General features: G+C 73.8%; 7 protein-coding genes, 1 pseudogene and 1 riboswitch. Of the genes and pseudogenes, 7 read left to right on the top strand and 1 reads right to left on the bottom strand.

The features are described from left to right. Positions 1-60: 60 nt before the first annotated feature. On the bottom strand, positions 61-1,209 hold the full coding sequence (locus ACXKR8_RS36005) for an alpha/beta hydrolase family protein (protein WP_458275178.1): 1,149 nt from the start codon (positions 1,207-1,209) through the stop codon (positions 61-63). Positions 1,210-1,413: 204 nt separating this feature from the next. Between ACXKR8_RS36005 and ACXKR8_RS36000 the strand changes: the two genes are divergently transcribed. From ACXKR8_RS36000 to cobO, 7 genes and pseudogenes are all read left to right on the top strand, one after another. Next, positions 1,414-2,841 (top strand): NAD(P)/FAD-dependent oxidoreductase, encoded by a 1,428-nt coding sequence (locus ACXKR8_RS36000; RefSeq protein ID WP_458268741.1) that lies wholly within the window; start codon positions 1,414-1,416, stop codon positions 2,839-2,841. Positions 2,842-2,984: 143 nt separating this feature from the next. After that, complete coding sequence (locus ACXKR8_RS35995) at positions 2,985-3,209, top strand: hypothetical protein (protein WP_458268740.1); 225 nt, start codon at positions 2,985-2,987, stop codon at positions 3,207-3,209. A gap of 88 nt (positions 3,210-3,297) precedes the next feature. Next, positions 3,298-3,427, top strand: a riboswitch (cobalamin riboswitch). 125 nt (positions 3,428-3,552) lie between these two features. Continuing rightward, positions 3,553-4,515 carry a cobalamin biosynthesis protein gene (locus tag ACXKR8_RS35990; RefSeq protein ID WP_458268739.1) on the top strand — a complete coding sequence of 321 codons (963 nt, stop codon included), beginning with the start codon at positions 3,553-3,555 and terminating at the stop codon, positions 4,513-4,515. Beyond that, positions 4,512-6,032, top strand: coding sequence for a cobyric acid synthase (locus tag ACXKR8_RS35985; protein WP_458268738.1), 1,521 nt, complete (start codon positions 4,512-4,514; stop codon positions 6,030-6,032). Before ACXKR8_RS35990 ends, ACXKR8_RS35985 begins: the two co-directional genes overlap by 4 nt. Positions 6,033-6,085: 53 nt before the next feature. Next, positions 6,086-9,760, top strand: a pseudogene (cobN, locus tag ACXKR8_RS35980) (cobaltochelatase subunit CobN). Then, entirely contained in the window at positions 9,757-11,772 is a 2,016-nt protein-coding gene (locus tag ACXKR8_RS35975) for a putative cobaltochelatase (protein WP_458268736.1), read from the top strand. The pseudogene cobN and the gene ACXKR8_RS35975 overlap by 4 nt, the downstream one beginning before the upstream one ends. Positions 11,773-11,774: 2 nt before the next feature. After that, positions 11,775-12,371: a cob(I)yrinic acid a,c-diamide adenosyltransferase gene (gene cobO / locus ACXKR8_RS35970; protein WP_458268735.1), complete on the top strand. Its 597-nt coding sequence runs from the start codon at positions 11,775-11,777 to the stop codon at positions 12,369-12,371. Position 12,372: the final 1 nt, after the last annotated feature.

The following is a 12,372-nucleotide window of genomic DNA, read 5'->3' as shown; positions in this document are numbered from 1 at the left end:
CACTTGTCACATCCTCAGGCGCGGCGGCCTCGCCGAGGTCCCGGAATGGTGACGGGAGGGTCACAGGAGGGGGGTGAGGAACCTGCGCAGGCTTTCCTCGTAGCGGCCCGGGTCGGCGTTCCAGAGCGCCTCGTGCTCGGCGTCGCCGAATTCCTCGTAGGTCACGAGATCATCACGGCTCCGGGCGAGCCGGCGCGCGGGGCCGACCGGGGCGACGGTGTCCTCGGCGCTGTGGAGCAGCAGCACCGGGGCGCGGAGGTCCGCGCCGAGCGCGATCCGGTCCGGCTCGGCCGGGTCGACCCCGGAGCGGCCCTGGGCCGCCCGCACGCCCAGCTCGGCCAGCAGGGCCGGCACGCCCCGCCGGGTGGCCCTGCGGCGGACCGTCCCGCGCCAGTCCAGCACCGGGGAGTCCAGCACCAGACCGGAGATGGCCGCCCGGTGCGCGGAGCGGGTGGCGGCCCGCAGCGCCATGGTCGCGCCGACGGACCAGCCGAGCAGCACGATCCGCCGGGCGCCGCCCTCCTCGGCGAACCCGATCGCCGCCTCGACGTCGCGCCATTCGCTGTCGCCGAGGTGGCTGAGGCCGTCCGGCGAGCGCGGGGCGCCCTCGTCGTTGCGGTAGGTCACCGCCAGCACCGGGACCTTCAGCCGGTCCAGCAGCGGCAGCAGCGGCAGCACCTGGCGGCGGTCCAGGCTGCCGTGGACCGCGATCACGCACAGGCTGCGGGCGCCGGGCAGGAACCAGGCCGGCATCGGGCCGAGCTCCCCGGCGATGTCGATCTCGGAGAACGGCAGGCCGAGGGCGGTGAGCGGGTCTCCGGTGAGCAGTTGCGGGGTGATCCGGACGCTGGTGCCGACCGCCGGCCGGGTGTCGCCGGCGGTCCCGGTGGACCCCGGTGCGGCGGCTTCCAGGCGGCGGGTGACGGTCTGCGCGGTGGTGCCGAGCACCTCGCCGACGACGGCGTGCCCGCCGGCCCACTCCAGGCCGTAGCGGCCGGGGTTCTGGGTCTCCCGGGAGCGGGTCAGCTCGACCCGGTCCGCGGCGACCGCGTGCACCCGCAGGCCGCCCGCCGCGGCGGGCGCGGCGCCGCCGGGGCGCACCGAGTAGTCGGAGACCACCCGTCCGGCGACCAGGGCCGCCGCGCCGGTCCCCACGGCGAGGGCGCCGGCCCCCACGGCGGCGGCGGTCGCGCTTCTTCCCCAGCCCATGTCGCTCCCCACGGTTGCTCCCACACCAGGCCACTGCCCGCTCCACCCCATCCCAATGCCGCCGGGGCCGGTGCGCCAGTGGTGCGCGGCCATCCGGACGGGGTGTACGACTCGGCCGGCCGCACCTGACACAGTGGGCATTGCCGCTGGTCCGGGGCGTGGGTAGCGTGCCGGGCACCATTCCCGGCTCGGAAGCAGGTCCCCGTGGGCACGACCGCCACCGCCAACGGCAGTGTCTCGTTCTGGTACTCGGCCATCGGACTCCCCACCCCACGCCCCGCTCTGGACGGCTCGGCCGAGGCCGACGTCTGCATCGTCGGCGGCGGCTACACCGGTCTGTGGACCGCGTACTACCTGAAGCAGGCCGACCCCGGGCTCCGGGTCACCGTCCTGGAGCAGCGCTTCTGCGGCTACGGCGCGTCCGGCCGCAACGGCGGCTGGCTCTACAACGGCTTCGCCGGGCGCGGGGCCTTCGCCCGCAGCTACGGGAAGCCGGGCGCGATCGCGATGCAGCAGGCGATGAACGGCTCGGTGGACGAGGTGATCGCGGTCTGCGCGGCCGAGGGCATCGACGCGGACATCGTCAAGGGCGGAGTGATGGAGGTCGCCAGGACCCCGGCCCAGCTGGAGCGGCTCAAGGCCTACGTCGAGAACGAGCACTCCTTCGGCGAGACCGACCAGCTGCTGCTGAGCCCGGCCGAGGCGGCCGAGCGGATCACGGTGGCGGGGACCCTCGGCGGCAGCTGGACCCCGCACGGGGCCAGGATCCAGCCGGCCAAGCTGGTCCGCGGGCTGGCCCGGGTGGTCGAGGCGATGGGGGTCACCGTCCACGAGGGCACCACGGTCACCGAGATCGTGCCGGGCGGCTCGGGGGCGCCGGCCAAGGCGGTGACCGCGCGGGGCACCGTGTCGGCCCGGTTCGTGCTGCGGGCCACCGAGGGCTTCACCGCGGCGCTGCGCGGCGAGAAGCGGTCCTGGCTGCCGATGAACTCCTCGATGGTGGTCACCGAGCCGCTGCCGCCCGCGTTCTGGGAGGCGGTGGGCTGGGACGGGCGGGAAACCCTGGGCGACATGGCGCATGCCTACATGTACGCGCAGCGGACCGCGGACGACCGGATCGCGCTGGGCGGGCGCGGCGTCCCGTACCGCTTCGGGTCGCGGACCGACAACGACGGGACGACGCCGCAGCAGACCGTCGACCAGCTGCGGCAGATCGTCATGGACTTCTTCCCGGCGGCGGGGTCCCTGGCTGGTGACGTGCGGATCGACCACGCCTGGTCCGGGGTGCTCGGGGTGCCCAGGGACTGGTGTTCGACCGTGGACCTGGACCGGACCACCGGGCTCGGCCTGGCCGGCGGCTATGTCGGCAGCGGCGTCACCACCACCAACCTGGCCGCGCGGACCCTGCGCGACCTGGTGCTGCGGGAGCTGGGCAGCGGCGGTGACACCGAACTGACCGGGCTGCCCTGGGTCGGGCACCGGGTCCGGGCCTGGGAGCCCGAGCCGCTGCGCTGGATCGGCGTCCACGGCATGTACGCCGCCTACTACGCGGCGGACCGGCAGGAGCGGGGCGGGCGGGCCGGCGCCTCGCCGATCGCCAAGGTCGCGGATGTGATCTCCGGGCGGCACTGAGGCGGGTGCTGCGGGGCGGCACTGACTCTGCGGAGTCGGCCCGGGACGCTCCGAGATGCGGATCAGGCAGCTTTGGCGGACGCTGGAAGCCGGGGGGAAGCCGGTATTCGGAAGACCGCAGCACTCGACACCTTGGGGTGCCCATGCCTGTCCTTCTGTGCCTGATCACCGCTCCACTCGGCCTCGCCGTCCTGCTCGGCATGTCCTGGTTCGAGGACCATGTCCTGCGCCCGCCCACCAGCCCGGCCGACCGGGTGGTGCGACACGAGAAGTCGGTGGAACTGCTGCGGGTCGTCCGCGCTCCGCTGCAGCTCCCTGCCGCCGCCTCCCCGCCCGCGCTGCCGCAGAGCAACGACTCCGCAGCCTGAGCAGGTCCGGCCCGGCTGCCCTGAGCTGTGTTGACGGTCGGTCCGGCGGCGTGGTGGGATCGAGCGCAAAGCTGTTCGGAGGCATCGAGAGGAAGTCCGGTGACGGAGGGAGCACCCTCCTAGTCCGGCGCGGTCCCGCCACTGTCACCGGGGAGCGTCCCCGGCGTTCTGAGGAATCAGAGCGCCGGGGACGCGTCGATCCGGGAGCCAGGAGACTCTCGCCCCCGGTTCGTCGATCCAGGGCGCGGACCCTGAGTGAGGACATCCACGCCATGCGCGCTGCCCTGCCGCCACCACCTCCCGGTGCCGTCCCCTTCCCTGCGCAGCCACCCCGCTGACCGCCGTGCGCGCAAGCGCGGGCGCAGGCGCCACAGCACTCGGTCTGGTTCTCGGCCACGCCGCCGACGCCGCCTTCGGCGATCCCCGGCGCGGGCATCCGGTGGCTGGATTCGGACGTTCGGCGGGCGCCGCGGAGCGGCTGCTCTGGCGGGACCGCCGGGACGCCGGGGCACTGTTCACCGCGCTCTGCGTGGGGACGGTGGCCGCCGCCGCGACCGTGGCCGACCGTACTGCCGCCCGCTCCGGCACCGGGCGGCTGCTGCTCACCGCCGCCGCGACCTGGACCGTGCTCGGCGGCGCCTCGCTGGTGCGCGAGGCCCGCACCATCGGCGCCTCGCTGGAGGGCGGGGACCTGGCGGCAGCCCGGGAGCGGTTGCCGTATCTCTGCGGGCGTGATCCGCGTGAGCTGACCGAGCAGGAGGTCGCCCGCGCGGTGGTCGAGTCGGTGGCCGAGAACACGGCGGACGCGGTGGTGAACGCCCTGGTCTGGGGCGCGGTCGCGGGCGTGCCCGGGCTGCTGGTCTTCCGTGCGGTGAACACCCTGGACGCCATGGTCGGCCACCGCTCGCCGCGTTATCTGCGCTTCGGCTGGGCCTCGGCCCGGCTGGACGACGTGGCCGGCTGGCCCGGCGCGCGGCTGACCGCGCTGCTGACCGTCGCCGCGGCCGCCGCCGGGGGGCGGCGGAGCGGCGACGCCTGGCGGGTGTGGCGGCGGGACGCTCCCGCCCACCCGAGCCCCAACGCGGGGCAGGCCGAGGCGGCCTTCGCGGGGGCGCTGGGGGTGCGGCTGGGGGGAACCCTTCGCTATGGCACCCAGGTGCAGCACCGGGCGGTGCTGGGGGCGGAGTTGCGTCCGGTGGCAGTGGGGGACATCGAACGGGCGTGCGTACTGTCGCGGCGGGTCGGGTTGTCGGCGGTCGTCGCCACGGCCGGGCTGAGCCTGCTACTGCGAAGGGGACGGCGATGAAGGGCGCACTGCGGGGGTCGCTGCGGGGGTCGCTGCTGGTCGCGGGGACCACCTCGGACGCCGGAAAGAGCGTGGTCACCGCCGGGATCTGCCGCTGGCTGGCCCGGCAGGGGGTCGCCGTCGCACCGTTCAAGGCGCAGAACATGTCGCTGAACTCCTTCGTCACCACCGACGGCGCCGAGATCGGCCGGGCGCAGGCCATGCAGGCGGCGGCGGCCGGGGTGGAGCCCGCGGCGGCGATGAACCCGGTGCTGCTCAAGCCGGGGGCGGACGGCCGCAGTCAGGTGGTGGTGCTGGGGCAGGCGGTGGCCGAGGTCGGCGCGCTGGACTATCGCGAGCGCAAGCCCGCGCTGCTGCGGATCGCCCTGGACTGCCTGGCCGACCTGCGCGAACGCTATGACGTGGTGGTCTGCGAGGGGGCCGGCTCCCCCGCCGAGATCAACCTGCGCGACCGGGACATCGCCAACATGGGCCTGGCGGTGGCGGCTTCACTGCCGGTGGTGGTGGTCGGCGACATCGACCGCGGCGGCGTCTTCGCCGCCATGTACGGGACGCTGGCGCTGCTGTCGGCCGAGGACCAGCGCCACCTCTCCGGCTGGATCGTCAATAAGTTCCGTGGCGACGTCCGGCTGCTGAAGCCGGGTCTGGACATGCTGGAGCAGCTGACGCACCGTCCGTCGCTGGGGGTGCTGCCGATGCTGCAGGGGCTGTGGCTGGACGCCGAGGATTCGCTGGACCTGGCCGGTCTGGTGGACCGGGCCCCGAGCGGGGCCGCGGTCGGCGGCGAGGTGCTGCGGGTGTCGGTGGTGCGGCTGCCGCGGCTGTCCAACTTCACCGATATCGACGCGCTGGCGCAGGAACCCGGTGTGCTGGTGCGCTGGGCGACCCGTCCGGAGGAGCTGGCGGACGCCGACCTGGTCGTCCTGCCGGGGACCAGGGCCACCGTGGCCGACCTGGCCTGGCTCCGGGAGCGCGGGCTGGACGCGGCGCTGGCCCGGCGGGCCGCCGAGGGGCGCCCGGTGCTGGGGGTCTGCGGCGGCTACCAGATGCTGGCCCGGAGCATCACCGACGAGGTGGAGTCGCGGGCGGGCACGGTGGCCGGGCTCGGGCTGCTGCCGGTGCGGGTGGAGTTCGCGCTGGCCAAGACGCTGGCGCGGCCGGTGGGTTCGGCCTACGGGGAGACCGTGGCCGGCTATGAGATCCACCACGGCGTGGCGACCGTGGAGGGTGGGCAGAGCTTCCTTGACGGGTGCCGGGAGGGGGCGGTCTGGGGGACGACCTGGCACGGGGCGCTGGAGAACGACGGCTTTCGGCGGGCCTTCCTGCGCGAGGTGGCCGGGCTGGCCGGGCGGGACTTCGTCCCCGCGGCCGAGACCTGCTTCGCCGCCGCGCGGGAGGAACGTCTTGACCGGCTGGGGGATCTGATCGAGGAACACGCGGACACCGCGGCGCTGCTGCGGCTGATCGAGGGCGGCGTGCCGGCCGGGCTGCCGTTCGTACCACCGGGTGCGCCATGAGCGACGACATGAACATCTCTGCATCCGACACTACTTCTGGAGGGCCCGTCCCCATGGACGACGCAACACAGTCCGAGGCGGCGACGGTGCTGCTGCTGTCCACCGCCGACACCGATCTGCTCGCGGCCCGCGCCTCGGGCGCGGACTACCGGATCGGCAACCCGACCCGGGTCGAGGTCGGCGAAGAGCTTCGCGGACTTGTCGACGGCGCGGACGTGGTGGTCGTGCGCCTGCTCGGCGGGCGGCGCGCCTGGGAGGACGGGCTGGCGCAGATCGCCGCCTCCGGGGTGCCGACCGTGCTGCTCGGCGGTGAGTCGGTGCCGGACGCGGAGCTGATGGGGATGTCCTCGGTCCCGGCCGGGGTGGTCGCCGAGGCGCTGACCTACCTGGTGGAGGGCGGTTCGGCGAACCTGGCCGAGCTGGCCAACTTCCTCTCCGACACGGTGCTGATGAACGGCGCGGGCTTCGCCGCCGCCACGCCGATGCCGCAGTACGGAGTCAGCGGGGCACGGGCGTTCGAGGCCGGACGGCCGACCGTGGGGGTGCTGTTCTACCGGGCGCACGAACTGTCCGGGAACACCGCCTTTGTCGACACGCTGTGCGAGGCGATCGAGGCCCGCGGCGGCAATGCGCTGCCGGTCTTCTGCGGCTCGCTGCGCGGGGCCGACGCCGAGTTGTTCGCGCTGTTGGGGCGCTGCGACACGGTGGTGGCCACGGTGCTGGCCTCCGGCGGGACGGTCGCGGCCGATGCCTCGGCCGGAGGGGCCGAGGAGGCCTGGGACATCGGCGCGCTGGCCGAGTTGGACGTCCCGGTGCTGCAGGGGCTGTGCCTGACCTCGACCAGGGCCGCCTGGGAGGCGTCCGACGCGGCGCTGTCGCCGATGGACGCGGCGATGCAGGTGGCGATCCCGGAGTTCGACGGGCGGCTGATCACCGTGCCCTTCTCCTTCAAGGAGCTGGGCGCGGACGGCATCCCGGTCTACGCCGCCGACCCGGAGCGGGCCGGCCGGGTGGCTGGAATCGCACTGCGGCATGCGGCGCTGAAAGCACAAGCCCAATGCCGAGAAGAAGATCGCCATCGTCTTCACCGCCTACCCCACCAAGCACTCCAGGGTCGGCAACGCGGTCGGTCTGGACACGCCCGCCTCGGCGGTGCGGCTGCTGGACTCGCTGCGCGAGGCCGGCTACGCGGTCTCCGACTATCCGTCAGGTGGCGATGAACTGATTCATCGACTCATCGCCGCGGGCGGCCATGACGTCGAGTGGCTGACCGAGGAGCAGTTGCGGGCCGCGCCCGCGCGGGTGCCGCTGGCCGACTACCAGCAGTGGTTCGCCACGCTGGAGCCGGAGTTGCGGGACGGCATCCTGCAGCACTGGGGTGAGCCGCCCGGCAGCCTGTATGTCGACAACGGCGACATCGTGCTGGCGGCGCTGCAGTTCGGCCACGTCATGCTGATGATCCAGCCGCCGCGCGGCTTCGGCGAGAACCCGATCGCCATCTACCACGACCCCGACCTGCCGCCCTCGCACCACTACCTGGCCGCCTACCGCTGGCTGGAGCAGTCCTGGGGCGCCGACGCCGTGGTCCACCTGGGCAAGCACGGGACGATGGAGTGGCTGCCCGGCAAGGGCCTGGGCCTGTCGGCAGGCTGCGCCCCGGACGCGGTGCTGGGCGAACTGCCGCTGGTCTACCCGTTCATCGTCAACGACCCGGGCGAGGGCACCCAGGCCAAGCGGCGCGGACACGCGACCATCGTGGACCACCTGGTGCCGCCGATGGCCCGCGCCGACACCTATGGCGACCTGGCCAAGCTGGAACAGCTGCTGGACGAGTACGCCCTGGTCAAGGACCTGGACCCGACCAAGTCCCCGGCCGTCCGGGCCCAGATCTGGACCCTGGTCAAGGCCGCCGAGCTGCACCATGACCTGCACGTCGACGACCAGCCGGACGAGGAGGCCTTCGACGAGTTCGTGATGCACATCGACGGCTACCTCTGCGAGATCAAGGACGTGCAGATCCGCGACGGACTGCACATCCTCGGCGGCGGCCCGGTGGACGAGGCCCGGGTCAACCTGGTGCTGGCAGTGCTGCGGGCGGCGCAGATCTGGGGCGGTAAGGCCGACGCCCTGCCGGGCCTGCGGGCCGCGCTGGCAGCGGAGTTCGGGCTGGTCGAGAAGGAGCTGCTGAGCGAGCCCGGCGCCCCGCTGAAGGTGCCGGTGGAGCTGACCGCGCTGGTGAACGGGCCGGCCCGGAGCGCGGCCGACGCGGTGGACCTGCTGGAGCAGCTGTGCCGCCGGCTGGCCGAGGGCATGGAGGCGGCAGGCTGGTCCGCGGCGGCGGCAAAGCCGCTGGTGGCCGAGGTGTTGGGGCGTCACAACCCGGACGCGGTGGCCGTGTTGAGGTTCGCCGCCGAGGAGGTGGTGCCCCGGCTGGCCCGGACCACGGACGAGCTGACCCACATCCTCCGTGCGCTGCGCGGCGGTTACGTCCCGGCCGGGCCCTCCGGGTCGCCCACCCGCGGGCTGGTGAACGTGCTGCCGACCGGACGGAACTTCTACTCGGTCGACCCCAAGGCCATTCCCTCCCGGCTGAGTTGGGAGGTCGGGCAGGCGCTGGCGGACTCGCTGGTGGCCCGCTACCTGGCCGACACCGGCGCCTACCCGCGCTCGGTGGCCTGACCGTGTGGGGCACCTCCTGCATGCGCACCCAGGGCGACGACATCGCCGAGATCCTGGCGCTGCTGGGCTGCCGTCCGGTCTGGGACGACGCCTCGCGCCGGGTGACCGGCTTCGAGGTGGTCCCGGCGGACGAACTCGGCCGCCCCCGGGTGGATGTGACGGTCCGTATCTCCGGGTTCTTCCGGGACGCCTTCCCGCATGTGGTGGCGCTGCTGGACGACGCGGTGCAGGCGGTCGCGGCGCTGGACGAGCCCGAGGACGTCAACTACGTCCGGGCCCATGTGGAGGCGGACGCCGCCGAGCACGGCGACCGGCGCCGGGCCACCGCACGGATCTTCGGTTCCAAGCCGGGCGCCTACGGCGCGGGCCTGCTGCCGCTGATCGACGCCCGCAACTGGCGCTCGGACGCGGACCTGGCCGAGGTCTACGCGGTCTGGGGCGGCTACGCCTACGGCCGCGGCCTGGACGGGCGCGCGGCGCGCGGGGACATGGAGCAGGCGTTCCGGCGGATCTCGGTGGCGGCGAAGAACGTCGACACCCGGGAGCACGACATTGTCGACGCCGACGACTACTTCCAGTACCACGGCGGAATGGTGGCGATGGTCCGGCACCTGACCGGCGCCTCGCCCGAGGCCTATGTCGGCGACAGCGCCACGCCCGACCAGGTCAAGACCCGCACCCTGGGCGAGGAGACGCACCGGGTCTTCCGGGCCCGGGTGGTCAACCCGCGCTGGATGGCGGCGATGCGCCGGCACGGCTACAAGGGCGCCTTCGAGATGGCCGCGACCGTGGACTACCTCTTCGGCTACGACGCCACGGCGGGTGTCGTCGACGACTGGATGTACGAGAAGCTCGCGTCGGAGTACGTCTTCAACCCGGAGAACCGCGAGTTCATGAAGCAGTCCAACCCCTGGGCGCTGCGCGGGGTGACCGAGCGGCTGCTGGAGGCCGCCGAACGGCAGCTGTGGGCCGAGCCGAACCAGGACACCCTGGACCAGCTCCGCGCCACCTACCTGGAGCTCGAAGGCGACCTGGAGGGGAACTCATGAGCGCCCACTACCCGTTTTCCGCGATCGTCGGCATGGACGACCTACGGCTGGCACTGCTGCTGAACTCAGTGTCACCGCAGGTCGGCGGGGTGCTGGTGCGCGGCGAGAAGGGCACCGCGAAGTCGACCATGGTGCGGGCCCTGGCCGGGCTGCTGCCGTCCATCGCCGTGGTCGAGGGCTGCAGGTTCGCCTGCGACCCGGCCGGACCCGACGCGCAGTGCCCGGACGGGCCGCACGACCTGTCGGTGGTCCAGGAGCGGCCGACCCGGCTGGTGGAGCTGCCGGTCGGGGTTTCCGAGGACCGAATCGTCGGATCATTGGACCTTGAGCGGGCGCTCTCGGAAGGCGTCAAGGCCTATGAGCCGGGGCTGCTGGCGGCGGCGCACCGGGGCGTGCTCTACATCGACGAGGTGAACCTGCTCAACGACCACCTGGTCGACCTGCTGCTGGACGCCGCCGCGATGGGGCAGTCCTATGTCGAGCGCGAGGGCGTCTCGGTCCGGCACGCGGCCCGGTTCCTGCTGGTCGGGACGATGAACCCGGAGGAGGGCGAGCTGCGGCCGCAGCTGCTGGACCGGTTCGGGCTGACCGTCGAGGTCGCCGCGACCCGCGAGCCGACCGAGCGGGCCGAGGTGGTCCGCCGCCGGCTGGCCTACGACGCCGACCCGGACGGCTTCGCCGAGCGCTGGACCCAGCAGGAGAAGGAGCTCGCAGGACAGATCACCACCGCGCGCGAGCTGCTGCCCTCCGTGGTGCTGGGCGACGGCGCGCTGCGGCAGATCACCGCCGTCTGCGCGGCCTTCGAGGTGGACGGACTACGCGCGGACATCGTGATGGCCCGCACCGCGGTCGCCCTGGCCGCCTGGTCGGGACGTACGGAGGTCCTGGCCGAGGACGTCCGCACGGCGGCGCGGCTGGCGCTGCCGCACCGGCGTCGGCGCAATCCCTTCGACGCGCCCGGGTTGGACGACGAAAAGCTGGAGCAGACGCTGGAGCAGTCGGCCGGCGAGGACCCGGAGCCGGACCCGGACGGTCCTGACAATGACGGTGGCGGCGGTCCTGACGGACCGTCCGGCGGCGGCCAGGACGCGCCGTCCGACGGCGACAGCGGGACCCCGGCCGACCAGGCCGGCGACTCCCCCGCCGAGGCCGAGCAGCCGCGCAGCGCGCCACTGCCGCCGCAGCCCGCCGCGCCCGCTGCCTCCCCGTACCGGACCAGGCTGCTGACCGTGCCCGGCACCGGCGAGGGGGCCGGCGGGCGGCGCTCGCGGGCCCGTACCGACACCGGAGGCCACACCGTCCGCGCCGCCCGGCCGACCGGGGCGCTGCAGCGGCTGCACCTGGCCGCGACCATCCAGGCCGCCGCCCCGCACCAGCTGGCGCGGGGGCGTGACAGCCGGGCGCTGAAGCTGCGCCGGGACGACTTCCGGGAGCAGGTGCGGGAGGGGCGCGAGTCCAATCTGGTGCTGTTCGTGGTGGACGCCTCCGGGTCGATGGCGGCGCGGCAGCGGATGTCGGCGGTCAAGGGAGCAGTGCTCTCGCTGCTGATGGACGCCTATCAGCGGCGGGACAAGGTCGGCATGATCACCTTCCGGGGCTCGGAGGCGGTGCTGGCGCTGCCGCCGACCTCCTCGGTGGAGGTGGGCGCGGCCCGGCTCGAGCAGCTGCCGACGGGGGGCCGTACGCCGCTGGCGGCGGGCCTCTTGCGGGCGCACGAGACGCTGCGGCTGGAACGGCTGCGCGACCCGCGGCGCCGTCCGCTGCTGGTCCTGGTCACCGACGGGCGGGCCACCGGCGGTCCCAACGCGCTGCCGGACGCCCGCCGGGCCGCCCAACTGCTGGCCGCGCAGGGCACCGCGGCCGTGGTGGTGGACTGCGAGAGCGGTCCGGTCCGGCTGGGGCTCGCCGCCGAACTGGCCACCCACCTGGGCGGGGAGGCGATCCGGCTGGATGAGCTGGCCGCCGACAGCATGACCGGAATGATCCGCACGATTCAGAGGGAGGCGGCCTAACCATGCCGCAGGGACAGCCGACCACCGTTCCCGACGACGGGCTGACCACCCGTCAGCGCCGTACCCAGCCCGTGCTGGCCGTCCACACCGGCCCCGGCAAGGGCAAGTCCACCGCGGCCTTCGGGCTGGCGCTGCGGGCCTGGAACCAGGGCTGGCCGATCGGGGTGTTCCAGTTCGTCAAGTCGGCGAAGTGGAAGGTCGGCGAGGAGCACGCGCTGCGGGTGCTCGGCGGCACCGGCGAGGGCGGGACGGTGGCCTGGCACAAGATGGGCGAGGGCTGGTCCTGGGTCCAGCGGGACATCGCGGACAGCGAGGAGGCCGCCCGCGAGGGCTGGGAGCAGGTCAAGCGCGACCTCGCCGCGGAGACCTACCGCTTCTACGTGCTGGACGAGTTCACCTACCCGCTGCACTGGGGCTGGATCGACACCGACGAGGTGCTGGCGGTGATGAAGGACCGGCCCGGCAACCAGCATGTGGTGATCACCGGCCGCAACGCGCCCGAGGCGCTGGTGCAAGCGGCCGACCTGGTCACCGAGATGACCAAGGTCAAGCACCCGATGGACGCGGGCCGCAAGGGCCAGCGCGGGATCGAGTGGTAGC

It is taken from the genome of Streptacidiphilus sp. PAMC 29251 (genome assembly GCF_054208735.2).
This window is presented reverse-complemented; position numbering and strand designations above follow the sequence as displayed.